The 24,866-nt window shown below is 71.8% G+C and carries 18 protein-coding genes; 15 read left to right on the top strand and 3 right to left on the bottom strand.

Annotation, left to right across the window (positions count from 1 at the left end):
- Positions 1-2: 2 nt before the first annotated feature.
- Positions 3-557 (bottom strand): NADAR family protein, encoded by a 555-nt coding sequence (locus ACGFYU_RS26990; RefSeq protein ID WP_393829906.1) that lies wholly within the window; start codon positions 555-557, stop codon positions 3-5.
- A gap of 194 nt (positions 558-751) precedes the next feature.
- Here ACGFYU_RS26990 and ACGFYU_RS26985 point away from each other — a divergent pair, with 194 nt between their 5' ends.
- From ACGFYU_RS26985 to ACGFYU_RS26950, 8 genes are all read left to right on the top strand, one after another.
- The gene (locus ACGFYU_RS26985) at positions 752-2,266 is read left to right on the top strand and encodes a gamma-aminobutyraldehyde dehydrogenase (RefSeq protein WP_393829983.1); all 1,515 of its coding nucleotides are present in this window, start codon (positions 752-754) and stop codon (positions 2,264-2,266) included.
- A 48-nt stretch (positions 2,267-2,314) separates the two neighbouring features.
- Positions 2,315-3,565, top strand: coding sequence for a spermidine/putrescine ABC transporter substrate-binding protein (locus ACGFYU_RS26980; RefSeq protein WP_393829905.1), 1,251 nt, complete (start codon positions 2,315-2,317; stop codon positions 3,563-3,565).
- A 60-nt stretch (positions 3,566-3,625) separates the two neighbouring features.
- Positions 3,626-4,792 carry an ABC transporter ATP-binding protein gene (locus tag ACGFYU_RS26975; RefSeq protein ID WP_393829904.1) on the top strand — a complete coding sequence of 389 codons (1,167 nt, stop codon included), beginning with the start codon at positions 3,626-3,628 and terminating at the stop codon, positions 4,790-4,792.
- Positions 4,789-5,718, top strand: a complete 930-nt coding sequence (locus ACGFYU_RS26970; RefSeq protein ID WP_393829903.1) for an ABC transporter permease — start codon at positions 4,789-4,791, stop codon at positions 5,716-5,718. Before ACGFYU_RS26975 ends, ACGFYU_RS26970 begins: the two co-directional genes overlap by 4 nt.
- A complete protein-coding gene (locus tag ACGFYU_RS26965; protein ID WP_393829902.1) occupies positions 5,718-6,524 on the top strand; it encodes an ABC transporter permease in 807 nt (268 codons plus the stop codon). Before ACGFYU_RS26970 ends, ACGFYU_RS26965 begins: the two co-directional genes overlap by 1 nt.
- Before the next feature lie 23 nt (positions 6,525-6,547).
- Entirely contained in the window at positions 6,548-7,966 is a 1,419-nt protein-coding gene (locus ACGFYU_RS26960; RefSeq protein ID WP_393829901.1) for an NAD(P)/FAD-dependent oxidoreductase, read from the top strand.
- A 154-nt stretch (positions 7,967-8,120) separates the two neighbouring features.
- Complete coding sequence (locus ACGFYU_RS26955; protein WP_393829900.1) at positions 8,121-8,585, top strand: hypothetical protein; 465 nt, start codon at positions 8,121-8,123, stop codon at positions 8,583-8,585.
- Between the two features lie 97 nt (positions 8,586-8,682).
- Complete coding sequence (locus ACGFYU_RS26950; RefSeq protein ID WP_393829899.1) at positions 8,683-10,488, top strand: chitinase; 1,806 nt, start codon at positions 8,683-8,685, stop codon at positions 10,486-10,488.
- Here the strand turns inward: ACGFYU_RS26950 and ACGFYU_RS26945 are convergent.
- A complete protein-coding gene (locus tag ACGFYU_RS26945; RefSeq protein WP_393829898.1) occupies positions 10,454-10,993 on the bottom strand; it encodes a phosphatase PAP2 family protein in 540 nt (179 codons plus the stop codon). The genes ACGFYU_RS26950 and ACGFYU_RS26945 overlap by 35 nt on opposite strands.
- A 376-nt stretch (positions 10,994-11,369) precedes the next feature.
- Positions 11,370-12,716, bottom strand: a complete 1,347-nt coding sequence (gabT, locus tag ACGFYU_RS26940; RefSeq protein ID WP_393829897.1) for a 4-aminobutyrate--2-oxoglutarate transaminase — start codon at positions 12,714-12,716, stop codon at positions 11,370-11,372.
- A 242-nt stretch (positions 12,717-12,958) separates the two neighbouring features.
- Between gabT and ACGFYU_RS26935 the strand changes: the two genes are divergently transcribed.
- From ACGFYU_RS26935 to ACGFYU_RS26905, 7 genes are all read left to right on the top strand, one after another.
- Positions 12,959-15,070, top strand: a complete 2,112-nt coding sequence (locus ACGFYU_RS26935) for an ATP-binding protein (RefSeq protein WP_393829896.1) — start codon at positions 12,959-12,961, stop codon at positions 15,068-15,070.
- A gap of 160 nt (positions 15,071-15,230) precedes the next feature.
- A complete protein-coding gene (locus tag ACGFYU_RS26930) occupies positions 15,231-16,811 on the top strand; it encodes a PucR family transcriptional regulator (protein ID WP_393829895.1) in 1,581 nt (526 codons plus the stop codon).
- A 463-nt stretch (positions 16,812-17,274) separates the two neighbouring features.
- A complete protein-coding gene (locus tag ACGFYU_RS26925; RefSeq protein ID WP_393829894.1) occupies positions 17,275-18,720 on the top strand; it encodes an aldehyde dehydrogenase family protein in 1,446 nt (481 codons plus the stop codon).
- Between the two features lie 154 nt (positions 18,721-18,874).
- Positions 18,875-20,827 carry an acyl-CoA dehydrogenase family protein gene (locus ACGFYU_RS26920; RefSeq protein WP_393829893.1) on the top strand — a complete coding sequence of 651 codons (1,953 nt, stop codon included), beginning with the start codon at positions 18,875-18,877 and terminating at the stop codon, positions 20,825-20,827.
- Between the two features lie 38 nt (positions 20,828-20,865).
- Positions 20,866-22,233, top strand: coding sequence for a hypothetical protein (locus tag ACGFYU_RS26915; RefSeq protein WP_393829892.1), 1,368 nt, complete (start codon positions 20,866-20,868; stop codon positions 22,231-22,233).
- 21 nt (positions 22,234-22,254) lie between these two features.
- The gene (dxr, locus tag ACGFYU_RS26910) at positions 22,255-23,508 is read left to right on the top strand and encodes a 1-deoxy-D-xylulose-5-phosphate reductoisomerase (protein WP_393829891.1); all 1,254 of its coding nucleotides are present in this window, start codon (positions 22,255-22,257) and stop codon (positions 23,506-23,508) included.
- Positions 23,505-24,806 (top strand): M50 family metallopeptidase, encoded by a 1,302-nt coding sequence (locus ACGFYU_RS26905; RefSeq protein ID WP_393829890.1) that lies wholly within the window; start codon positions 23,505-23,507, stop codon positions 24,804-24,806. Before dxr ends, ACGFYU_RS26905 begins: the two co-directional genes overlap by 4 nt.
- The last annotated feature ends 60 nt before the right edge of the window (positions 24,807-24,866 follow it).

The following is a 24,866-nucleotide window of genomic DNA, read 5'->3' as shown; positions in this document are numbered from 1 at the left end:
CGTCACTCCCCGCCCTCGCGCAACCGCTCGCGGGCCTCCATCAGCGCGAAGCCCAGGAGGTTCAGGCCGCGCCAGCTCGCCGGGTCCAGGGTGCGGTCGTCGTCGGGGGCCAGGCCGATGCCCCAGATGCGGTCCACCGGGCTGGCCTCCACCAGGACCCGGTCTCCGGTGGTCAGGAGGTACGAGCGCAGGGCCGGGTCGGAGGCGAACTTGTGCACGCTGCCCTCCACCACGATCCCGAAGCGCTCGCGCTGCCACACCGCCTCGTCGAAGCCGCGCACCAGGCGCCCGGCCTTCTTCGCCTCGGCCGGGGTCCGGGCCGCCAGGGCCGCCCGCTCCGCCTCCGCGTCCTCGAACAACCGAGCCTTCCCGGCCATCATCCAGTGCTCGGCCGTGGCGTATTCGACGTCACCCACAGTGAAAGCCGACGGCCACCACTGGCTGAGGCAGCTCGGCCCGAGCGTCCCGTCCGGCCTCGGCCGGTGTCCCCAGAACGGCAGGAACTTCACCCGCTCACCACGGCTGACCTGCTTGATCAGGTTGTCGATCATCTCCATGCACGCGAGTCTGACAGTCGCCACTGACACTTCGTACGGGATTTCGGGTGTGCCTCGACACATGGTCGACCGATTCCGTCGCGTAATCAAAAGGCAACAACGGAATCACTTGGCCGAGGGAATGTCCTCTGTCAGGATCGGCACTCAATTCGAGCTGTAGCTCGAACTGTAGCTACGGAGAGCGTGAGAGCGTGATGGGCAACCGCTTCCAGGTCAAAGACCGCTTCGCAGACGGCGCGCAGTACATCGACGGGCAGCTGAGGTCCGGCACGTCCGGGCAGTCACACACGGTGGTCGATCCCGCCACCGGCGACGAGGTCCTCACCTACGAACTCGCGAGCACCGCGGACGTCGACGAGGCCGTCGCCGCCGCCGAGAGGGCCTTCGCGGGCTGGTCCGCCGCGACCCCCGGGGAGCGGTCGGACGCCCTGCACCGGCTGGCCGCCGTACTGGCCGAGCAGGCCGAGGACTTCGCGTACGCCGAGTCCCTGCAGTGCGGCAAGCCGATCAAGCTGTCCACGGAGTTCGACGTACCGGGGACGATCGACAACACCGCCTTCTTCGCCGGCGCCGCCCGTCACCTCCAGGGGCAGGCGGCGGCCGAGTACTCCGGCGACCACACCTCCTACGTGCGACGCGAGCCCATCGGGGTCGTCGGCTCCATCGCGCCCTGGAACTACCCGCTCCAGATGGCTGCCTGGAAGATCCTCCCGGCCATCGCCGCCGGCAACACCATCGTCCTCAAGCCCGCCGAGCTCACCCCGCTGACCTCGCTCATGTTCGCGCAGGCGGCCAAGGACGCGGGCATCCCCGACGGCGTGATCAACATCGTCACCGGCGCCGGCCGCGACGCCGGCGAGCACCTGGTGGGCCACCCGGACGTGGTCATGACCTCCTTCACCGGCTCCACCGCCGTCGGCAAGCGGGTCGCCGAGATCGCCACCGCCACCGTCAAGCGGCTCCACCTGGAGCTCGGCGGCAAGGCCCCCTTCCTCGTCTTCGACGACGCCGACCTGGAGGCCGCCGCGCACGGCGCCGTCGCCGCCTCCCTCATCAACACCGGTCAGGACTGCACCGCCGCCACCCGCGCCTACGTCCAGCGCCCCCTCCACGACGCCTTCGTCGCCCGCGTCGCCGAGCTGATGGAGAGCGTCCGCCTCGGCGACCCCTTCGCCGCCACCACCGACCTCGGCCCCCTGGTCTCGCACGCCCAGCGCGACCGGGTCGCCGGTTTCGTCGAGCGCGCCCGTACGTACGCCACCGTCGTCACCGGCGGCGAGATCCCGGGCGGCGAGCTCGCCGAAGGCGCGTACTACCGGCCCACCCTCATCTCCGGCGCCGCCCAGGACAGCGAGGTGGTCCAGTCCGAGATCTTCGGGCCGGTCCTCGTCGTCCTGCCCTTCGACACCGACGACGAGGGCATCGCGCTGGCCAACGACACCCCCTACGGACTCGCCGCCTCCGCCTGGAGCCGGGACGTCTACCGCACCAACCGGGCCACCCGCGAGATCAAGGCGGGCTGCGTCTGGGTCAACGACCACATTCCGATCATCAGCGAGATGCCCCACGGCGGCTACAAGGCCAGTGGCTTCGGCAAGGACATGTCCGCCTACTCCTTCGAGGAGTACACGCAGGTCAAGCACGTGATGTACGACAACACGGCGGTGGCGGCCAAGGACTGGCACCGCACGATCTTCGGGGACCGATAACAAAACCACCGCCTGACCAGCGGTACACCTCCCGAAAGGGCACAGCGCATGGAGCAGTTCGAGCCCGACCGCCTCTCGGCGGCGCAACTCGCCGCGATGCGGCGCAGCCTCACCAGCGGGCGCGGCGCCCTCACCCGCCGCTCGCTGCTGCGCGCCTCCGGAGTCGGGGCGCTCACCCTCGGCGGCCTGTCCACCCTCGCCGGGTGCGGTATTCCGCCCGCCAAGCGCGCGGGCGACTCGGCGGCGGCCTCCGACGACCACTCGGCGCAGGAGAAGGAGATCAACTTCTCCAACTGGACCGAGTACATGGACACCAGTGACGACGAGAAGACCCGTCCCACCCTGGAGGAGTTCACCAAACGGACCGGGATCAAGGTCAAGTACACCGAGGACATCAACGACAACGTCGAGTTCTTCGGGAAGATCCGTCCGCAGCTCGCCGCAGGCCAGGACACCGGCCGCGACCTGATCGTCGTCACCGACTGGCTCGCCGCCCGCATCATCCGCCTCGGCTGGGCGCAGAAGCTGGACCCCTCGCACCTGCCGCACGCCTACGCCAACCTGATCCCGCAGTTCCGCACCCCCGACTGGGACCCGGGCCGCGCGTACAGCTACCCGTGGACCGGCATCGACACCGTCATCGCCTACAACACCAAGGCCACCGACGGGAAGAAGGTCGACTCCGTCACCCAGATGCTCGACGACCCCAGCCTCAAGGGCCGCGTCGGCTTCCTGACCGAGATGCGCGACAGCGTCGGCATGACCCTGCTCGACCAGGGCAAGGACCCCGCGAACTTCACCACCGCGGACTTCGACGGGGCGATCGGCCGCCTCCAGAAGGGCGTGGACACCAAGCAGATCCGCCGCTTCACCGGCAACGACTACACCGCCGACCTCGACAAGGGGGACCTGGCCGCCTGCCTCGCCTGGGCCGGCGACGTCATCCAGCTCCAGGCCGGCAACCCGGACATCCAGTACGCGATCCCGGCCCCCGGATACATCACCTCCAGCGACAACCTGCTGGTGCCCGCCAAGGCCCGCCACAAGGGCAACGCCGAGAAGCTCATCGACTACTACTACGAGCCCCCGGTCGCCGCCCAGCTGGCCGCCTTCATCAGCTACGTCTGCCCGGTCGACGGCGTCAAGGACGAGTTGGCCAAGATCGATCCCGCGCTCGCGGACAACCCCCTGATCGTCCCGGACAAGGCGATGGCCGCCAGGGCACACGCCTTCCGCTCGCTCACCAGCGAGGAAGAGACGGCCTACGAAGAGAAGTTCGCCAAGCTCATCGGAGCCTGACGCCTCGCGGCGAGCGCCCAGCCACTTGACCCTTCCCCCACCCAACCCCGGGACCCACCCATGACTGACAAGACCGCGGGCGGCGACGTCCGCCTCGCCGGGATCGGCAAGCACTACGGCACCTTCACCGCCGTGCACCCGCTGGATCTCACCATCCCCCAGGGCTCCTTCTTCGCCCTGCTCGGCGCCTCGGGCTGCGGCAAGACCACCACCCTGCGCATGATCGCCGGCCTGGAGGAGCCCTCCACCGGCACGGTGCACCTCGGCGACACGGAGGTGACCCACCTGCCGCCGTACAAGCGCCCGGTGAACACGGTCTTCCAGAGCTACGCGCTCTTCCCGCACCTGAACATCTACGAGAACGTCGCCTTCGGCCTGCGCCGCCGCGGCATCAAGTCGGTCAAGAAGCAGGTCGACGACATGCTGGAGCTGGTGCAGCTCGGCGAGCAGGCCGGCAAGAAGCCGCACCAGCTCTCCGGCGGTCAGCAGCAGCGCGTCGCCGTGGCCCGCGCCCTGATCAACCACCCCCAGGTGCTCCTCCTCGACGAGCCCCTCGGCGCCCTCGACCTCAAGCTGCGCCGCCAGATGCAGCTGGAGCTCAAGCGGATCCAGACCGAGGTCGGCATCACCTTCGTGCACGTCACGCACGACCAGGAGGAGGCCATGACCATGGCCGACACGGTCGCCGTGATGAACGGCGGGCGCGTCGAGCAGCTGGGCGCCCCCGCCGAGCTGTACGAGAACCCGGCGACCACCTTCGTCGCCAACTTCCTCGGCACCTCCAACCTCATCGAGGCGTCCGTGGAGTCCGCGGGCACCGAGGTGGTGGTCTCCGCCTCCGGCACGAAACTGCACCTGCCCGCGGCCCGATGTTCGACCACCCCCCGCGCCGGCGGGAAGCTGCTGGTCGGGGTGCGCCCGGAGAAGATCTCCCTGGTCCACGCCGATGAGGAGCACGCCATCGCGGCCGGCCGCAACACGGTCCGCGGCCGCATCGCCGACTCCTCCTTCATCGGCGTCTCCACCCAGTACGTCATCGACAGCCCGGTCTGCCCCGAGCTGGAGGTGTACGCCCAGAACATCGAGCGCGACGCCCGCCTGGTCCCGGGCGCCGAGGTGATCCTGCACTGGAACCCGGAGCACACCTTCGGCCTCGACGCCGCCCAGTCCATGCTTGCAGGGACGATGGGCGACGCGGGCATCGAGACGGTCGAGGAGAGCGCGTGACCGCCACCGCCGCGCCGCCCCAGGCGCCCGCCCCCGCCGAACCCCCGGTGCACAAGGCGTCGGTGCGCAAGCGGCTGGTCCCGTACTGGCTGCTGCTCCCCGGCATCCTGTGGCTGCTGGTCTTCTTCGTGCTGCCGATGGTCTACCAGGCCTCCACCTCGGTGCAGACCGGCTCCCTCGAAGAGGGCTTCAAGGTCACCTGGCACTTCCAGACCTACTGGGACGCCTTCACCGAGTACCTGCCGCAGTTCCTGCGCTCCCTGCTCTACGCGGGCACCGCCACCGTGCTCTGCCTGCTGCTCGGATACCCGCTGGCCTACCTGATCGCCTTCAAGGCGGGCCGCTGGCGCAACCTGCTGCTCGTGCTGGTCATCGCCCCGTTCTTCACCAGCTTCCTGATCCGCACGCTGGCCTGGAAGACGATCCTGGCCGACGGCGGCCCGGTCGTCGCCGTCCTGGGCAAGATCGGCTTCCTCGACGTCACCGGCTGGCTCGGCATCACCCAGGGCGACCGGGTGCTGGCCACGCCGCTCGCGGTCGTCTGCGGTCTGACGTACAACTTCCTCCCCTTCATGATCCTGCCGCTGTACTCCTCGCTGGAGCGCATCGACACCCGCCTCCACGAGGCGGCCGGGGACCTGTACGCGAAGCCCGCCACGGTCTTCCGGAAGGTGACCTTCCCGCTCTCCATGCCGGGCGTGGTCTCCGGGACCCTGCTGACCTTCATCCCGGCGAGCGGCGACTACGTCAACGCCGAGCTGCTCGGCTCCACGGACACCCGGATGATCGGCAACGTCATCCAGTCGCAGTACCTGCGCATCCTCGACTATCCGACGGCGGCCGCGCTGTCCTTCATCCTCATGGCCATCGTGCTGATCATGGTCACCATCTACATCCGCCGGGCGGGGACGGAGGACCTGGTCTGATGCGCACTCTCACCGGCTGGCTGCGGCGCAATCTCGTCGTCATCTTCGGCCTCGGCACGCTCGCGTACATGATCCTGCCGAACGTGGTCGTGACCGTCTTCTCCTTCAACAACCCCACCGGGCGGTTCAACTACGCCTGGCAGGAGTTCTCGCTCGACGCGTGGAAGGACCCCTGCGGGGTCGCCGACCTGTGCGGCTCCCTCTCGCTGTCGCTGCAGATCGCCCTGTGGGCCACCCTGGCCGCCACCGCCCTGGGCACCGCGATCGCCTTCGCGCTGGTCCGCTACCGCTTCCGGGCGCGCGGCGCGGTCAACTCGCTGATCTTCCTGCCCATGGCCATGCCCGAGATCGTGATGGCGGCCTCGCTGCTCGCGCTCTTCCTCAACATGGGCATCCAGCTGGGCTTCTGGACGATCCTGATCGCCCACATCATGTTCTGCCTCAGCTTCGTCGTCGCCGCCGTCAAGGCGCGCGTCCTGTCCATGGACCCGCGGCTGGAGGAGGCCGCCCGCGACCTCTACGCGGGCCCGGTGCAGACCTTCGTACGGGTCACGCTGCCGATCGCCGCGCCCGGAATCGCGGCGGGCGCGCTGCTCTCCTTCGCGCTCTCGTTCGACGACTTCATCATCACCAACTTCAACTCGGGCAACACCGTCACCTTCCCCATGTTCGTGTGGGGATCGGCCCAGCGCGGTACGCCTGTGCAGATCAACGTCATCGGCACGGCGATGTTCGTCATCGCGGTGCTGGTGGTCCTCGCCGGCCAGATGGTCGGCAGCCGCCGCAAGAAGGCACAGTCCAAGTAACACCCTGTAGGGAGTTGGAAGCCATGGCCCCAGTCGCCATGCGTAGTGTTGCGAAATCCCTTTCCGAAGCGAAGCCGGTCTCGTACTGGCTGGACGACCCCGGCAAGCCCGCCCCCCAGCCGGCGCTCACCTCCGACGAGCGCTGCGACCTGCTGGTCATCGGCGGCGGCTACAGCGGGCTGTGGACCGCGCTGCTCGCCAAGGAGCGCGACCCCGAGCGGGACGTCGTCCTGATCGAGAGCAAGGAGGCGGGCTGGGCCGCCTCCGGCCGCAATGGCGGTTTCTGCGCGGCCTCCCTCACCCACGGCCTCGCCAACGGCCTGGCCCGCTGGCCGGACGAGCTCGCCAAGCTGGAGGAGCTGGGCGCGCGCAACCTCGACGCCATCGAGGAGGCGGTCGCCCGCTACGGCATCGACTGCGACTTCGAGCGCACCGGCGAGATCGACGTGGCCACCGCGCCGCACCAGGTCGAGGAGCTCCGGGAACTGCACCAGGAGGCCGAGCGCCTCGGCCTGGGCGGCGGCGCCGAGTTCCTCGACGGCGACGCGGTGCGCGCCGAGGTGGACTCGCCGACCTTCCTCGCGGGCATGTGGGACCGCGACGGCGTGGCCATGCTCCACCCGGCGAAGCTGGCCTGGGGGCTCAAGCGGGCCTGCCTGGACCTCGGGGTGCGGATCTACGAGAACACCCGCGGCCTGAAGATGGCCTCGGCCGGCCGCGGGATGACCGTCCAGACCCCGTACGGCACGATCCTGGCGCGCCGGGTCGCCCTGGGCACGAACATCTTCCCGTCGCTGGTCAAGCGGATCCGCCCGTTCACCGTCCCGGTCTACGACTACGCGCTGATGACCGAGCCGCTGACCGAGGAGCAGCTGGCCGCCATCGGCTGGAAGAACCGGCAGGGGCTCGGCGACAGCGCCAACCAGTTCCACTACTTCCGGATCACCAAGGACAACCGGATCCTGTGGGGCGGCTACGACGCGATCTACCCCTACCGGGGGAAGCTCGACTCCGAGTACGACCACCGCCCCGAGACCTACCTCAAGCTCGCCGAGCACTTCTTCACCTGCTTCCCGCAGCTGGAGGGCCTGAAGTTCAGCCATGCCTGGGGCGGTGCGATCGACACCTGCTCGCGCTTCTCCGCCTTCTTCGGCACCGCGCACTCGGGCAAGGTCGCCTACGCGGCCGGCTACACCGGGCTCGGCGTGGGCGCCACGCGCTTCGGCGCGGACGTGATGCTGGACCTGCTGGACGGACTCTCCACCGAGCGCACGCGGCTGGAGATGGTCAGGTCCAAGCCGATGCCCTTCCCGCCGGAGCCCTTCGCGTGGACCGGGATCGCGCTCACCAAGTGGTCGCTGGCCCGCGCCGACGAACGCGGCGGCCACCGGAACCTGTGGCTGAGGACGCTGGACCGCTTCGGGCTCGGCTTCGACAGCTGACCGCCGCCGCACACGCCCCCGGCGCACGCCCGCCCGTCATCGTGTGACCCGCTTCACCCCGTCGGACCAACGGAACCCGCGTAATGGCCGCGCCCGGCCGCGCTCTCTCCCGGTGAGAAACCCTCACCGCTACGAGACGAACGGAGGCCGGGCGATGGCGGACCCGGAAACCAAGACGGCAGTGGAATGGCTGGTATCGGTGGCACCGGACCCCGAAGCCTGCCGGTGGGAGTGGGAGCGCAACCCCCTCGGGGTCGCCCTGCTGCCCGCCGGCCGGCGCTGGGACGTGCTGATCCTGCCCGGGGAGCTGGGGCAGGCCACCCTCGACGTGCTGAACCTGCTCCTCGCCCGGCCCGGCCCGGTGCTCGCCGATTTCGGCGACTCGCGGCTGGGCTTCTTCGTGCCCCCGGGCACGGCGTCCCGCTGGCTCGGGACGGGCGTACGGGGAGCCGGACGCGGGACCTGGATCGTGGTTCCGTACCCCGGCCGGTCCACGGGCGGGGTGCGCTGGCTGGTGCTCCCGGACGGGCAGGGGACGCTCACCGATCCGGCGGTGCTGGAGCTCGCGATGCACGAGGCGGCCGCGCGCGTGCTGGCGGAGGAGGGCCGGAAGTCTTGACAAGGGCATTGGTCTGGACCATCTTGGGCGCCTCCCCCAGCTACCGCTGGGAGGTGCCCCCAGACCCCCTCCATCCCCCCACGCACCGGAGGCAGTTGTGCGCAGAGCCAGGTCCCTCCTCACGGCCGCCGCACTCGCGGCGGCCGGCTTCCTCGCCGCGGGCCCGCCCGCCGCGGCGGCCGACGCCGACCTCGTACGCAACGGCGGCTTCGAGTCGGGCCTCACCGGCTGGAGCTGCTCGGCAGGCAGCGGAGCCACCGTCACCACCCCCGTCCACGGCGGCGGTTCCGCCCTCAAGGCCACCCCGGCCGGGCAGGACAACGCCCGCTGCTCCCAGACCGTCACCGTCAAGCCCGACTCCACGTACACGCTCGCTGCCTGGGTGCAGGGCGCGTACGTCTACCTCGGCGCGACCGGGACCGGCACCACCGACGTGTCGACCTGGACGCAGACCCCGGGCGCGTGGAAGCAGCTCACCACCAGCTTCCGCACCGGTCCGTCGACCACCTCGGTGACCGTCTACACCCACGGCTGGTACGGCCAGCCCGCGCACTTCACCGACGACCTCACCCTCCTCGGCCCCGACCCGGGCGGCCCCGTCGACCCCCGGCCCCCGGCCGCCCCCACCGGCCTGACGACGTCCGGCGCCACGGCGAGCACCCTGGACCTCTCCTGGTCGGCGGTCTCCGGAGCCACCGGCTACAAGGTCCACCGCGACGGAGCCGCGCCCCTGACCGTCACCGGAACCTCGGCGACGGTCACCGGGCTCGCCGCCTCCACGACGTACACCTTCCAGGTCAGCGCGGTGAACGCGGCGGGCGAGTCCGCCAGGAGCGCCCCCGTCTCCGGGACCACGACGAGCGGCGGCGGTGGCGGCGGTGGCGGCCTCCCCGCGCACGCGCTGGTCGGCTACCTGCACGCGAGCTTCGCCAACGGCTCCGGCTACACCCGGATGGCCGATGTGCCCGCCTCCTGGGACGTCATCAACCTCGCCTTCGGCGAACCGACTTCGGTGACCTCCGGAGACATACGCTTCCGGCTCTGCCCGGTCGCGGAGTGCCCGAACGTCGAATCCCCGGCCGAGTTCAAGGCGGCCGTCAAGGCCAAGCAGGCCGCCGGCAAGAAGGTCCTGATCTCGATCGGCGGCCAGAACGGCCAGGTCCAGCTCGGGACCACCGCCGCCCGCGATGCCTTCGTCTCCTCCGTCAGCGCGATCATCGACGAATACGGCCTCAACGGCCTCGACATCGACTTCGAGGGCCACTCCCTCTCCCTGGCCACCGGCGACACCGACTTCCGCGCCCCCACCACGCCGGTGATCGTCAACCTGATCTCCGCCGTGAAGACCCTCAAGGCCAAGTACGGCCCGGACTTCGTCCTGACCATGGCCCCCGAGACCTTCTTCGTCCAACTGGGCTACCAGTACTACGGATCCGGCCCCTGGGGCGGCCAGGACCCGCGCGCCGGAGCGTACCTCCCGGTCATCCACGCCCTGCGCGACGACCTGACCCTGCTCCACGTCCAGGACTACAACTCGGGCTCCATCATGGGCCTCGACAACCAGTACCACTCCATGGGCGGCGCGGACTTCCACATCGCCATGACCGACATGCTGCTGGCCGGCTTCCCGGTGGCGGGCGACACCGCCCGCGTCTTCCCGGCGCTGCGCCCCGACCAGGTCGCCATCGGCCTGCCCGCCACGACGAACGCGGGCAACGGCCACACCCCGCCCGCGGAGGTGAACAAGGCCCTGGACTGCCTGACGAAGAAGACGAACTGCGGCACGTACCAGACCCACGGCACCTGGCCCGCCCTGCGCGGCCTGATGACCTGGTCGATCAACTGGGACCGCTTCGGAGGCTGGGAGTTCAGCCGGAACTTCGACGGATACTTCGGCGGCTGAACCACCGCACCGCGAGGAGCAGCGGGGCGCACAGGAACAGGCTGGCCAGCACGTCCAGCGGCCAGTGCCAGCCCCGCAGGACCAGCCCGACGGCCGTCGCCCCCGTGAGCACGAGGGCGACGGCCGCCGGCCATGCCCGGCGCGTGTACGGGGCGACGAGCAGGGCCGCGCCGACGTAGGCGACGGCAGAGGTGGCGGTGTGGCCCGAGGGGTAGTACCCGGCGGCCCAGGGCTCCAGCGGGCCCGGGCGGGCCGTCCACTCCTTGAGCGGGATGATCAGGGCCGGCACCAGGGCCATGGCCAGGGCCGCGGCCGCAGCGCCGAGGCGATTGCCGTGCCAGGCGGCGTACGCGATCGCGAGGACCAGGACCGGGAGCGCGACCGGGACGTTGCCGAGGTCCGCCAGGCGCTCGGTGACGGAGTCCGGGACGGTGCGGACGACGGCGCGGCTGATGCGCTCGTCCGGGGCCAACAGGGGGCCCGCGACCAGGACCTGCCAGGTCATCAGGGCGAAGGCGGTCAGACAGAGCGCGGCCCGGATGATGGCCGGCCGTCCCGGAACAGGGGGGATGGTTCCGGGACGGCCGCCCGGATCGGGTTGCCGTGCGCCCCGGGGGGTTTGGGGCGGACGGCCGTCCGATCGGTGAGGAGTGTGCGCGAACGCATGCCCAATACGGCGCTGGGGAAGCCCGGTACTGGTGTCGCCCCCGATTTCCCGGGAGCGGGGTGTCTCACTCATCTGCAGAAACCGTACGGCAGAGAAAAGGGGACCGACAGCGGGAACGCGCTCCCGCCATCGGCCCCCCACACCTTCTTCACAGCGCCCGCCCGTTACCGCGGGTACCGGACGAGCGCTGCGATCAGGCGTTCCCGACGTTCGATCAGATGTCCGTGCCGATGGCCGCGAACGCGGCCTCGATGAGGTCCAGGCCCTCGTTCAGCAGGTCCTCGCCGATGACGATCGGCGGGAGGAAGCGGAGCACGTTGCCGTAGGTGCCGCAGGTGAGGACGAGCAGGCCCTCGGCGTGGCAGGCCTTGGCGAGCGCGCCGGCCGCCTCCGGGAAGGGGGTCTTGGAGACCGGGTCCTTGACGAGCTCGATCGCGATCATGGCGCCGCGGCCGCGGATGTCGCCGATGATCTCGTACTTCTCCTGCATGGCGGAGAGACGGGTCTTCATGATGGACTCGATCTTCTTCGCCGCGGCGTTGAGGTCGAGCTCCTTCATGGTCTCGATGGAGCCGAGCGCACCGGCGCACGCCACCGGGTTGCCGCCGTAGGTGCCGCCCAGGCCGCCCGCGTGGGCGGAGTCCATGATCTCGGCGCGGCCGGTCACGGCGGCGAGCGGCAGACCGCCCGCGATGCCCTTGGCGGTGGTGATCAGGTCCGGGACGATGCCCTCGTCCTCGCACGCGAACCACTGGCCGGTGCGGCAGAAGCCGGACTGGATCTCGTCGGCGACGAAGACGATGCCGTTGTCGTTGGCGAACTTCACGATCGCCGGGAGGAAGCCCTTGGCCGGCTCGATGAAGCCGCCCTCGCCGAGGACCGGCTCGATGATGATCGCGGCGACGTTCTCGGCGCCGATCTGCTTGGTGATGTTGTCGATCGCCTGGGCGGCGGCCTCGGGGCCGCAGTTCTCGGCGCCGGTGGGCCAGCGGTAGCCGTAGGCGACCGGGACGCGGTAGACCTCGGGGGCGAACGGACCGAAGCCCTGCTTGTACGGCATGTTCTTCGAGGTCAGCGCCATCGTGAGGTTCGTACGGCCGTGGTAGCCGTGGTCGAAGACGACGACGGCCTGGCGCTTGGTGTACGCACGGGCGATCTTGACGGCGTTCTCGACGGCCTCGGCGCCGGAGTTGAACAGGGCCGACTTCTTGGCGTGGTTACCCGGCGTCAGCTCGGCGAGGGCCTCGCAGACCTCGACGTAGCCCTCGTAGGGGGTGACCATGAAACAGGTGTGGGTGAAGTCGGCGAGCTGCGCGGAGGCGCGGCGCACGACGGCCTCGGCGGAGGCGCCGACGGAGGTCACGGCGATGCCGGAGCCGAAGTCGATCAGGCGGTTGCCGTCGACGTCCTCGATGATGCCGCCGCCCGCGCGGGCCGTGAAGACGGGAAGCACGGAGCCCACGCCACCGGCCACCGTCTCGAGGCGGCGGGCCTGCAGCTCCTGCGACTTGGGGCCGGGGATCGCGGTGACGATGCGGCGCTCCTGCGGGACAGCGGTCATAGAGGGCTCCTGGGGGGTGTTTTCGGACGCACTTGTGTCTTTGTCCGCAGGCTAGGCCCGGGAGAGGGGGTAGGGCATGCTCCATCCGGGAGTGGTGCCCGCGTGTCCTTGTCCGTGACGGCCATAGGAAGGAATCCGCGGCCCGTCCCGTGGATCACGACCGGGGAGGGGGCGACGGGTGGGTCGGGCCACTAGATTGAGCGCGCAGCACAGTGCGGCAACGGGCAGGGGGCACGGGTTACATGGACACCGACGGCACGCACGAGACGCGCCCGTCCAGCACCGGGCACATCCCCCGGCCGGCCTCTCCGCCGCCTCCCGGCCTCCCCCCGAAGCCGGCCCACGCGCCGACGGCGGGGTCCACCCTCGGGGACTGGCTGCGCGTCCCGCGCTCCTCGGACGGGCCGGGCGTCTGGTCGTACGGTCACGTGCCGCGCCCCGCGGAAGAGCCCGAGGTGACCCCGGTCCGCCAACTGCTCAGCGGGGCGCTGATCGCTCTGCTGGCCGGGCTGCTGCTGTGGTCCCTGTTGTGGAACGGCTACCTCGGCGGCTTCTGGCTCTGGCCGCTCTACATGTTCACGCCCGACTCCTGGGCCCACACCGACGCGTCGGTCGCGGCCGCCTACGTCTGGTACGCCATCGTCATCGGAGCCCTGGTCTTCGGCTTCGGGCGCCTCGGCCGCTGGCCCGAGCTGGCCCGCCGCATCATCGGCAGCCGCGCGGGACGGGCCGTACAGGCAGCGGTACCGGCCGCCCGGCCCGAACAGGGCGGCCCCGAGGACCCCGTGCGGTGGCCGCAGTTGCGGGCCGTCGGGCTTGGGGAGGTTGCCGATCGGCTGGGGGACGAGGTCGGGGGTGGGCGGATGAATGATGTGGACTATGCGCGGATTCGGCGGGCGTGGGAGTCCGTGACCGTTGATCCGTCGCGGCTGCGGGCCTTCACCGAGGCCGTGCGGGACAAGGGGGCCGGGGCCTGCGTGCACCCGTCCGGGGCGCGGGACCTGCCCGTGCGGGCCGCGCGGCACGATCTGCTCGCCCGTCAGGTGCTGCTGGGTACCGTCGAGGACGGGCCGCGCAATCCGTATGCCCGTCGGGGCACTTCCCTCGCGCTCGACCCCGACGTGCTCGGGACCTCCCTGCTCGCCGTCGGCCCCTCCGGCAGCGGGAAGACCGGCCGGCTCGTGCGGCCCGTCGTCGAGTCGCTCGCGCTGCAGGCGCTCGCCGGGCAGGCCGCCGTCGTCGCCGTCGGGGCGGCCGGGGCCGGGCTCGGGCCCGATGCCGCCTTCGACGTCGTGGTGCGGGTAGGCGATCCCGCCTCCGTCTACGACCTCGACCTCTACGGTGGCACCACCGACCCCGACGAGGCCGCCACCCTCCTCGCCGAGGCCTTCGTCGGAGACGTGCAGGGGATCGAGGTGCGCCGGGCCGCGACCGCCCTCGCCCAGCTGCTGGGGCCCTTCCGGGCCGCGTACGACCGCTTCCCCGCCGTGCCCGAGCTCCGCGAACTGCTCGACCAGGTCCCGGACGTGCTCGACGCGCTGCGCCGGGCACTGGCCGACGCCGGACAGCACGCGATGCTCCGCGAGCTGGACGCCCGGGAACGGCAGCACGGCGCCCACGGCGACCCCGGACCCGTCCTCGCCGACCGGGTGGCCCTCCTCGACCGGCCGGCCTTCGCCGGGTTCTTCGACACCACCGGCCAGGGCAGGCCCTTCTCGCTGCGCGCGCTGGAGCACCCGCTCCGCGTCCGCGTCGACCTCCCCGAGCGCGGCCACGCGGACGCCTCCCGCATGCTGGCCCGGCTGCTGCTCGCCCAGTTCAACGCCGCCGCGGCCGCCCGCACCGACCGCTCCCTCTTCGCCTTCCTCGCCTTCGACGACGCCTCCCACACCCTCACCCCCGAGACCGTCCGCGGCGTCCAGCGGCTGCGCTCCGCCAACGCCGGGGTCCTGCTCACGCTGCGCACCCTGGACGACGTACCGGAGGCGCTGCGGACCCCGCTGCTCGGCGCCGTCGGCTGCCGCATGGCCTTCTCCGGGGTCACCACCTGGGACGGCAAGCGCTTCGCCGAGACCTGGGGCACCGAGTGGGTGGAGACCCGCGACGTCACCCACCGCACCGTCTTCGCCGACCAGCCGCTGACCCGGGCCATCCACGCCTTCCGCAAGCTCGTCACCGGCAAGGCCGTCACCACGGACGCGGTCACCGTGCGACAGGTGGAGCGCGAGCGCTGGTCCGCCTCCGACCTGGCGCACGCCGTACCGCCGGGGCACGCGGTGCTGTCGCTGACCTCGGTCCGCGGGGAGCGGGCGGCTCCGCTGCTGGTCCGGCTGGCGGGAGCGGCAACGGCCTGATCCGGGCTGAGTCGACCCGTACGAGGTGGCAGAATCGAGGGGAGCCGTTCATACGACACGGCGAAAAGCGTCGGCGGCTCCTCTGCTGCTCTTCTCCCGCGGCGCTTTTCGGCCGCGCCCCCCTCTCCCCGCCCCCTCCCGCTAAGGCCCCTGGTACCCGATGCCGCTCACCCTCGCCTCGCTCGTCCAGCACTCGGCGCTCAAGCTCAGCGTCCGGGCGGGGGAGAGCCGCCTCGACACCCCCGTGCGCTGGGCCCACGTCAGCGAGCTCGCCGACCCCGTCCCCTACATGGAGGGCGGGGAGCTGCTCCTGATCACCGCGATGAAGCTGGACGCGGAGGATCCGCAGGAGATGAGCGCCTACGTACGGCGGCTCGCGGCGGCCGGGGTCGTCGGCATCGGCTTCGCGGTCGGCGTCAACTACGACGCGATCCCCGAGGCCCTGGTCGAGGCCGCGCGGGCCGAGGACATGCCGCTGCTGGAGGTCCCCCGGCGGACCCCGTTCCTCGCGATCAGCAAGGCCGTCTCCGCCGCGCTGGCGGCCGACCAGTACCGGGCGGTGACCGCCGGGTTCGAGGCGCAGCGGGAGCTGACCCGCGCCGCGCTCTCCGCCGACGGGCCCGCCGAGCTGCTGGCGAAGCTGGCGGCGCACGTGCACGGCTGGGCCGCGCTGTACGACACCTCGGGCGCGGTCGTCGCGGCGGCCCCCGACTGGGCCGCGCGCCGGGCCGCCCGGCTCACCCCCGACGTGGAGCGGCTGCGGGAGCGGCCCGCGCCGGCGAGCGCCGTGGTCGGCGGCTCGGAGGACCGGGTCGAGCTCCAGTCCCTGGGTACGGGCCGCCGGGCGCGGGGCGCCCTCGCGGTCGGCACCGGGGCCCCGCTGGGCACGGCCGAGCGGTACGCCGTCCACTCCGCGGTCGCCCTCCTCACCCTCACCACCGAGCGGTCGCGCTCGCTGCACGACGCCGAGTCCCGGCTGGGGGCGGCGGTGCTGCGGATGCTGCTGGCGGGGGAGGACGAGCACGCGCGGGAGGTCGCCGGGGACCTGTACGGGGCCCTGCTGGAGGCACCGTTCCGGCTGATCACGGCCGAGCCGGCACTGCCGGGGACGGCGCAGCCGGAGGGACTGGCGCTGCTGGCCGACGCGGTGGAGTCGGCGGCGGCCCGTACGGGCGAGACGCTGCTGGTGGTGCCCGAGCCGGGGCGGCTGGTGGTGCTGGCCGCCGACGCGGGGTCGGCCGTACAGGCGTGCGTGGACCACGCGGAGGCCATCGAGGCGCGGCGGGGGCGGGACACCGCCGGTCCGGAGCCGGACGAACTGGTGGTCGGCCTGTCCGCCCCGGCGGGCCCCGGCACGGTGGCGGCGGCCCTCAAACAGGCCGACCAGGCGCTGGCCGTGGCCCGGCGGCGGGGGCGCTCGCTGGTGGAGCACGAGGACATGGCGGCGGGGTCGGTGCTGCCGCTGCTGGCGGACGACGCCGTACGGGCCTTCGCGGACGGCACCCTGCGCGCGCTGCGGGAGCACGATGCGACCGGGCGCGGTGACCTGGTGGCATCCCTCCATGCGTGGCTCTCCCGGCACGGCCAGTGGGACGCGGCGGCGGCCGACCTCGGCGTGCACCGGCACACGCTCCGCTACCGCATGAAGCGGGTCGAGGAGATCCTCGGCCGCTCCCTGGACGACCCGGACGTCCGCATGGAACTGTGGCTCGCCCTCAAGGCCTCCCCGCCCCCGTCGTAGCCGCCAGCGGGGCTGGATGGGGTGCGGCCGAGTGGGCCCGCGCGCCTCAAGGACCGGGGCTCCGCCCCGTACCCCCGCGCCTCAATCGCCGGCGAGGCTGGATTTGCCCGCCCGAGTGCCACAGTGCGGCTACAGGCCCGGGGCTCCGCCCCGTACCCCGCTCCTCAAACGCCGGAGGGGCTGGATTTGGCCGGCCTCGGCTTGCCCGCAGGGCAATTTCAGCCTCGCCGGCGTTTGAGGCGCGGGGGTTCGGGGGCGGAGCCCCCGACAACGGCGCCGCGCACGGTAGGCACCGCACAACCCCCGCAGGGGCTCGGCACGGCCCCGCCGGCCCACGACACTGACAAAGCGGCGCAGCCCCATCGGCAGGTACTACACGCCGGATAAACACCGAATCCCCGGCGGAGTCCTACCGTGGAGGAGTCAACGACCCACCGCACACACTCGAAGGGCCGGGATTCGCATGACTTCCACCCACGCCTTCTGGCTCGCCGGCCGCCAGGCCACCGGCGAGGACAGCTTCGACGTCCACTCCCCGTGGGACGGCCGTCTCGTCGGCACGGTCAGCGTGCCCACCGACGCCCAGGTCGAAGAGGCCGTGGCCGCGGCGTACGCCGTGACGGCGGAGTTCTCCGCGACCCCGGCCCACGTGCGGGCCGCCGCCCTGGACCACGTGTCCAAGCGGCTCGTCGAGCGGACCGAGGAGATCGCCCAGCTGATCTCCGCCGAGAACGGCAAGCCCATCAAGTGGGCCCGCGGTGAGGTCGGCCGTGCGGTGTCCGTGTTCCGCTTCGCCGCCGAAGAGGCCCGCCGCTTCAACGGCGGAGAGGCCCAGCGCCTCGACACCGACGCCGGTGGCGTCGGCCGTCTCGCGCTGACCCGCCGCTTCGTCAAGGGTCCGGTCCTCGGCATCGCGCCGTTCAACTTCCCCCTGAACCTGTGCGCCCACAAGGTGGCCCCGGCCATCGCCGTCGGTGCGCCGATCATCCTGAAGCCGGCCCCGGCCACCCCGCTGTCCGGTCTGATCCTGGGCGAGCTGCTCGCCGAGACGGACCTCCCGGCCGGTTCGTGGTCCGTGCTGCCCGTCGCGAACGACAAGATGCCCGCCCTGGTCAAGGACGAGCGCCTCCCCGTCATCTCGTTCACCGGCTCCGACACCGTCGGCTACGCCATCCAGCAGTCGGTGCCCCACAAGCACTGCACCCTGGAGCTCGGCGGCAACGCCGCGGCCGTGGTCCTCGCCGACTGGGCCTCCGAGGCCGACCTCGACTGGGCCGCGACCCGTATCGCGACCTTCTCGAACTACCAGGCCGGCCAGTCCTGCATCTCGGTGCAGCGCGTGATCGCCGACGCCTCCGTCTACGACACCCTCGTCGAGAAGGTCGTCGCGAAGGTCCAGGCGCAGGTCACCGGCGACCCGTCCGACTCCGCCACCGACGTCGGCCCCCTCGTCTCCGAGGACGCCGCCAAGCGTGTCGAGTCCTGGGTCGACGAGGCCGTGTCGGCCGGAGCCAAGCTGCTCACCGGCGGCAAGCGCGAGGGTGCCTCCTTCGAGCCCACCGTGCTCGCCGAGGTCCCGGCGGGCGTCAAGCTCGCCACCGAGGAGGTCTTCGGGCCGGTCCTCACCCTCACCAAGGTCGAGAACACCGACGAGGCCTTCGCCGCCGTCAACGACTCGAAGTTCGGCCTGCAGACCGGTGTCTTCACGCGCGACATCCAGACCGCGTTCCGCGCCCACCGCGAGCTCGAGGTCGGCGGTGTGATCGTCGGCGACGCGCCGTCCTACCGCGCCGACCAGATGCCGTACGGCGGCGTCAAGCAGTCCGGTGTGGGCCGCGAGGGCGTCCGCTACGCGATGGACGACTACACGTACGAGCGAGTCCTGGTCCTGACCGGCCTCGACATCTGATCTCGTACGGCCAATGAGCCGACGGCCGGAGCCTACTGTGCGGGGGCTCCGGCCGTCCCCCTTTTCCATCCCGCCCACATTGGGTACGACTCACAGGTAGCACCGGCTGGTAATCCGGTGAACCACCCGACTCGGCGGCGAGGTGAGTCCCCTCATGTCCGCAACACAGCCCGCACAGCCCAAGGTGACCGAGCGCGAGGCACGGCAGGTCGCGGAAGCGGCCCGGGAGCAGGACTGGCGCAAGCCCAGCTTCGCCAAGGAGCTGTTCCTCGGCAGGCTGCGGCTCGACCTGATCCATCCCCATCCGCTTCCCGCGGACGAGGACGTCCGGCGCGGCGAGGCCTTCCTCGCCCGGCTGCGGACCTTCTGCGAGAACGAGCTCGCAAACGGCACCGCGGCCCGCATCGAGCGCGAGGCGCGGATCCCCGACGAGACCGTGCGCGGGCTGAAAGAGCTCGGCGCGCTCGGGATGAAGATCGACCCCAAGTACGGGGGCCTCGGCCTCACCCAGGTCTACTACAACAAGGCCCTCGCGCTCGTCGGCTCCGTCAGCCCGGCCATCGGCGCCCTGCTCTCCGCCCACCAGTCGATCGGCGTCCCCCAGCCGCTGAAGATCTTCGGCACGCAGGAGCAGAAGGACACCTACCTGCCGCGCTGCGCCACCACCGCCATCAGCGCCTTCCTGCTCACCGAGCCCGACGTGGGCTCCGACCCGGCGCGCCTGGCCACCACGGCGGTCCCGGACGGGACGGACGCCTACGTCCTCGACGGCGTGAAGCTGTGGACCACCAACGGGGTGGTCGCCGACCTGCTCGTGGTGATGGCGCGCGTGCCCAAGAGCGAGAACCACCGCGGCGGCATCACCGCCTTCGTCGTCGAGGCCGACTCGCCCGGCATCACCGTGGAGCACCGCAACGCCTTCATGGGCCTGCGCGGCCTGGAGAACGGCGTCACCCGCTTCCACCAGGTCCGGGTCCCCGCCGCCCAGCGCATCGGCGCCGAGGGAGCCGGGCTCAAGATCGCCCTGACCACCCTCAACACCGGCCGCCTGTCGCTGCCCGCGATGTGCGTCGGGGCCGGGAAGTGGTGCCTGAAGATCGCCCGGGAGTGGTCCGGCGTACGCGAGCAGTGGGGCCGACCCGTCGCGAAGCACGAGGCCGTCGGCGCCAAGATCTCCTTCATCGCCGCCACCACCTTCGCCCTCGAAGCGGTCGTGGACCTCGCCTCCCAGATGGCCGACGAGGACCGCAACGACATCCGCATCGAGGCGGCCCTCGCCAAGCTCTACGGCTCCGAGATGGCCTGCCTGATGGCCGACGAGCTGGTCCAGATCCGCGGCGGGCGCGGTTTCGAGACCGCAGAGTCCCTCGCCGCCCGCGGCGAGCGCGCCGTCCCCGCCGAGCAGATGCTCCGCGACCTGCGCATCAACCGCATCTTCGAGGGCTCGACGGAGATCATGCACCTGCTGATCGCCCGCGAGGCCGTCGACGCCCACCTGTCGGTCGCCGGCGACCTCATCGACCCGGAGAAGGCACTGGGCGAGAAGGCGAAGGCGGGCGCCCGGGCCGCAGGGTTCTACGCCCGCTGGCTGCCCCAGCTGGCCACCGGCGCCGGCCAGGTCCCCGGCACCTACCGTGCCTTCCACCCCAGCGGCCACCCCGACCTCGCCACCCACCTGCGCTATGTAGAACGCTGCGCCCGCAAACTAGCCCGTTCGACCTTCTACGCCATGTCGCGCTGGCAGGGCCGCATGGAGACCAAGCAGGGCTTCCTCGGCCGGATCGTCGACATCGGCGCCGAGCTCTTCGCGATGAGCGCGGCCTGCGTCCGCGCCGAGCACCTGCGCGCCTCCGGTGAGCACGGCCGCGAGGCGTACCAGCTGGCCGACGCCTTCTGCCGGCAGTCCCGGATCCGCGTCGAGGAGCTCTTCGGACGGCTCTGGACCAACACCGACGAGATCGACCGCAAGGTCGTCGAAGGCGTCCTGACCGGCACCTACACCTGGCTGGAGGAGGGCGTCCTCGACCCCTCGGGCGACGGCCCGTGGATCGCGGACGCCGCCCCCGGCCCCTCGACCCGCAAGAACGTGCACCGTCCCCTCCGCTGACCTGCGATCATCGCCGGACGTCGGACAGGCGTACGAGGATGAGTACGCGTACGGACACCCGTACGCGCACGAGCACGGGCAAGGCGGAGAGAGCGATGCCGACGGCCGAGGAAGACCGCGCCAGCCGACGGATGGCCTGGTGCGTGGCACACCTGCTGCGCCACGCACCGGACCACGTCGTCGCCGACCTGATCGGCCGACTCGACACGCCGACCCGCAAGTACCTGTGCCGCGACGAGTGGCTGTCGGCCTCCACCGTCACCCTGCTGCTGCGCCACGGCGGCGAGGAGGACCGGCAGTACGTCGCCCGCAACCCCCACGTCGTCGGAAGGCCCCTGCCCGGACTGCCCGGACCCGCGCGGTACGCCGCCCGCCCCGGGCCGTCGCCCGAGCTGCTGCGGCAGATCGGCCCCGGGCCGTTCACCACCGACGAGCTGATCGCACTGCTGCGCCGGCACGGCCGCCGGCCCCGGACCCCGATCACCCTGCTGCGGATGCCGCACGCCCCGCTCGACCACGGGACGCTGCTGCGCGAGCACGCCCGGGACCCCCTGCCGCCCACTGCGGTCGAGGCCCTGCTGCTGGCCGGCGGGCTGCCCCGCGAGGTCTGCCGGGCGCTGCTCGACGCGGGCACGCAGGACACCGAGGGGCACCTCTGGTACCGGCCCGCCGTCCGGGCCGTTCGGATGGGGCTGCTCACCTGCGACGAGCTCGTCGCCCACGTCGCCCCCGCGCACCGCACCCTGCTGCTCGCGGACATCCCCGAGACCAGGGGCCTGCGCTGGTCCCTGCCCGAAAAGACGGGCATGCGGACCTCCGTCGCCCGGGCGCTGCGCCCCCTGCGGGACGACCCCCGGCTCTGGGCCGAGCTGCTCCGCCACGCCCCCGGCTTCCGCGGCACCCTGCCGGTCCTCGTGGCCCGGATCGTGCGCGGCACCCTGCCGGCGGAGCCCGCCGCCGCCGCGCCGCACGTGTCCGGGCTCGACAGCACGGTGCGCTCCCTGGCCCCGCAGGCCGCCGAGCCCGTCGGGGGCGTGGACCGCGAACTGGCCCTGGCCAGCCTCGCGGTGCCCATGCCGACCGTCGAGGAGGACATCCGGTGGGTGCGGGACTGCCTGGCCCGCGGACTGCTCACCGGCGAGGACGTGATCCGGCACAAGGCGCCCGCCTGCTGGGCCCTGGACGAGGACCACTGGCTCGGCGACGTGGACCACCCCGACCGCCACGACTGGATCGCGCCCGTGCTCGCCGCGCGGTCCGAGGCGGACCGGCTGTTCGCGCTGGCCCTCGGCGCCGATCCGGACGCCTGGTGGCGCGTGGCGGTCACGCTCCCGGACTTCGCCGGAACCCTCCCGCACCTCCTCCTGCGGGTCACGGAAGGGGGCTCCGTGTCCGGCCGCTCCTGACTTCCGGCAACAATGGGGTGCATGAGCGACCGCCCAGCCCCCCTCGCCGATCCGCACCTCCTCTTCGACGCCGCGGCCGGCCCCCGGGACATCGTCATCCTCGGGTCCACCGGGTCCATCGGCACCCAGGCCATCGACCTCGCCCTGCGCAACCCCGACCGGTTCCGGGTGACCGCGCTGTCGGCCGCCGGCGGCCGGATCGGCCTGCTGGCAGAGCAGGCCCGGCTGCTCCGGGTCGAGACCGTGGCCGTCGCCCGCGAGGACGCCGTACCGGCCCTGAAAGAGGCGCTGAGCGACCGGTACGGGTCCGGCGAGCCGCTGCCCGAGATCCTGGCCGGGCCCGACGCGGCGGCCGAGCTCGCCGCCTCCGAGTGCCACACCGTCCTCAACGGGATCACCGGTTCCATCGGCCTCGCGCCCACCCTCGCCGCACTGCGGGCGGGCCGGACCCTCGCCCTGGCCAACAAGGAGTCGCTGATCGTCGGCGGCCCCCTGGTCAAGGCCCTCGCGAAGCCCGGCCAGATCATCCCGGTCGACTCCGAGCACGCGGCGCTCTTCCAGGCGCTCGCCGCCGGTACCCGCGCCGACGTGCGCAAGCTCGTGGTCACCGCGTCCGGCGGCCCCTTCCGCGGCCGCACCCGCGCGGAGCTGGCCGCCGTCACCGTCAAGGACGCCCTCGCCCACCCCACCTGGGCCATGGGCCCGGTCATCACGGTGAACAGCGCCACGCTGGTCAACAAGGGGCTGGAGGTCATCGAGGCGCACCTGCTCTACGACATCCCCTTCGAGCAGATCGAGGTCGTGGTCCACCCGCAGTCCTACGTGCACTCGATGGTGGAGTTCACGGACGGCTCCACCCTCGCCCAGGCCACCCCGCCGGACATGCGCGGCCCCATCGCGATCGGCCTCGGCTGGCCCCAGCGGGTCCCGGACGCGGCCCCCGCCTTCGACTGGACCAAGGCGTCCACCTGGGAGTTCTTCCCGCTGGACACCGAGGCCTTCCCGGCGGTGGACCTGGCCCGGCACGTGGGCACCCTCGGCGGCACCGCGCCGGCCGTCTTCAACGCGGCCAACGAGGAGTGCGTGGAGGCTTTCCTGGCCGGTCGGCTGCCGTTCACAGCAATCATGGATACCGTCTCTGCCGTGGTCGATGAGCACGGGACACCGGCGTCGGGAACTTCCCTGACCGTCCGGGACGTCCTCGAAGCGGAGACCTGGGCCAGGGCCCGGGCGCGGGAGATGGCGGCGAAGGCCGCCGTGGAGGCGGGCGCATGACGGTTCTGATGACGGTGCTCGGGGTCGTGCTCTTCGCGGTCGGCCTGCTGGTCTCCATCGCCTGGCACGAGCTCGGACACCTCTCCACGGCCAAGCTCTTCGGCATCCGGGTGCCGCAGTACATGGTCGGCTTCGGCCCGACCATCTGGTCGCGGAAGAAGGGCGAGACCGAGTACGGGATCAAGGCCATCCCGATGGGCGGCTACATCCGCATGATCGGGATGTTCCCGCCCGGCGACGACGGCAAGGTCACCGCCCGCTCCACCTCCCCGTTCCGGTCGATGATCGAGGACGCGCGCTCGGCGGCGTACGAGGAGCTCCAGCCCGGCGACGAGAGCCGGCTCTTCTACACGCGCAAGCCGTGGAAGCGCGTCATCGTGATGTTCGCCGGCCCGTTCATGAACCTGGTCCTGGCCGTGGCGATCTTCCTCACCACCCTGATGACCTTCGGGCTGAACACCCAGACGACCGTCGTCGGCTCGGTCTCGGACTGCGTCATCCAGCAGAGCGAGAAGCGCGACAAGTGCGCCCCCGGCGACCCAGCCGCCCCCGCCAAGGCAGCCGGCCTGGAGCAGAAGGACAAGATCGTCGCCTTCAACGGGCACCCCGTGAAGGACTGGTCCGCGCTCCAGAAGGACATCCGGGCCACCGTCGGTCCCGCCACGATCACCGTCGAGCGGGCCGGGCAGCGGCTCGACCTGCACGCCACCCTCATCGAGAACAAGGTCGCAAAGACCGACGGCAGCGGCAGGTACGTCAAGGACCAGTACGTCACGGCGGGCTTCCTCGGCTTCGCCCCCGCCTCCGGCTACGTCCCGCAGTCCTTCGGCCAGTCCGTCGACCGCATGGGCGAGATGATGCAGGCGGGCGTGCAGTCGCTCGTCGACCTGCCGTCCAAGGTCCCCGACCTGTGGAACGCGGCCTTCAACGGCGCCGAGCGCAAGCAGGACAGCCCGATGGGCGTCGTCGGCGCCGCGCGTGTCAGCAGCGAGATCTTCAACCTCGACATCCCCGCCCAGCACCAGCTGGTCTTCTTCCTCAACCTGCTGGCCGGCTTCAACCTCTCGCTGTTCCTGTTCAACATGCTGCCGCTGCTCCCGCTCGACGGCGGGCACATCGCCGGCGCCCTGTGGGAGTCGGTCCGGCGCAATGTCGCGCGGGTCTTCCGCCGCCCCGACCCCGGCCCCTTCGACGTGGCCAAGCTGATGCCCGTCGCGTACGTGGTGGCCGGACTGTTCATCTGCTTCACGCTGCTGGTGATGGTGGCGGACGTGGTGAACCCGATCAAGATCACCTAGCGCCCGACGGGACACCCCACGAGCACCGGAGCCGGGCACGCATCGTGCCCGGCTCCCTAC

This window comes from Streptomyces sp. NPDC048337, assembly GCF_043201175.1.
Lineage (GTDB): Bacteria > Actinomycetota > Actinomycetes > Streptomycetales > Streptomycetaceae > Streptomyces.
The sequence above is the reverse complement of the archived record's forward strand: the minus strand, read 5'-3'. Positions and strand labels throughout refer to the sequence as shown.

What these genes read in the sequence shown, in the direction of transcription:
- ACGFYU_RS26990 (WP_393829906.1), bottom strand. Translation starts at nt 557, where the DNA reads ATGGAGATGATCGACAACCTGATCAAGCAGGTCAGCCGTGGTGAGCGG.
- ACGFYU_RS26985 (WP_393829983.1), top strand. Translation starts at nt 752, where the DNA reads ATGGGCAACCGCTTCCAGGTCAAAGACCGCTTCGCAGACGGCGCGCAG.
- ACGFYU_RS26980 (WP_393829905.1), top strand. Translation starts at nt 2,315, where the DNA reads ATGGAGCAGTTCGAGCCCGACCGCCTCTCGGCGGCGCAACTCGCCGCG.
- ACGFYU_RS26975 (WP_393829904.1), top strand. Translation starts at nt 3,626, where the DNA reads ATGACTGACAAGACCGCGGGCGGCGACGTCCGCCTCGCCGGGATCGGC.
- ACGFYU_RS26965 (WP_393829902.1), top strand. Translation starts at nt 5,718, where the DNA reads ATGCGCACTCTCACCGGCTGGCTGCGGCGCAATCTCGTCGTCATCTTC.
- ACGFYU_RS26960 (WP_393829901.1), top strand. Translation starts at nt 6,548, where the DNA reads ATGGCCCCAGTCGCCATGCGTAGTGTTGCGAAATCCCTTTCCGAAGCG.
- ACGFYU_RS26955 (WP_393829900.1), top strand. Translation starts at nt 8,121, where the DNA reads ATGGCGGACCCGGAAACCAAGACGGCAGTGGAATGGCTGGTATCGGTG.
- ACGFYU_RS26945 (WP_393829898.1), bottom strand. Translation starts at nt 10,993, where the DNA reads ATGACCTGGCAGGTCCTGGTCGCGGGCCCCCTGTTGGCCCCGGACGAG.
- gabT (WP_393829897.1), bottom strand. Translation starts at nt 12,716, where the DNA reads ATGACCGCTGTCCCGCAGGAGCGCCGCATCGTCACCGCGATCCCCGGC.
- ACGFYU_RS26935 (WP_393829896.1), top strand. Translation starts at nt 12,959, where the DNA reads ATGGACACCGACGGCACGCACGAGACGCGCCCGTCCAGCACCGGGCAC.
- ACGFYU_RS26930 (WP_393829895.1), top strand. Translation starts at nt 15,231, where the DNA reads ATGCCGCTCACCCTCGCCTCGCTCGTCCAGCACTCGGCGCTCAAGCTC.
- ACGFYU_RS26925 (WP_393829894.1), top strand. Translation starts at nt 17,275, where the DNA reads ATGACTTCCACCCACGCCTTCTGGCTCGCCGGCCGCCAGGCCACCGGC.
- ACGFYU_RS26920 (WP_393829893.1), top strand. Translation starts at nt 18,875, where the DNA reads ATGTCCGCAACACAGCCCGCACAGCCCAAGGTGACCGAGCGCGAGGCA.
- ACGFYU_RS26915 (WP_393829892.1), top strand. Translation starts at nt 20,866, where the DNA reads ATGAGTACGCGTACGGACACCCGTACGCGCACGAGCACGGGCAAGGCG.
- dxr (WP_393829891.1), top strand. Translation starts at nt 22,255, where the DNA reads ATGAGCGACCGCCCAGCCCCCCTCGCCGATCCGCACCTCCTCTTCGAC.
- ACGFYU_RS26905 (WP_393829890.1), top strand. Translation starts at nt 23,505, where the DNA reads ATGACGGTTCTGATGACGGTGCTCGGGGTCGTGCTCTTCGCGGTCGGC.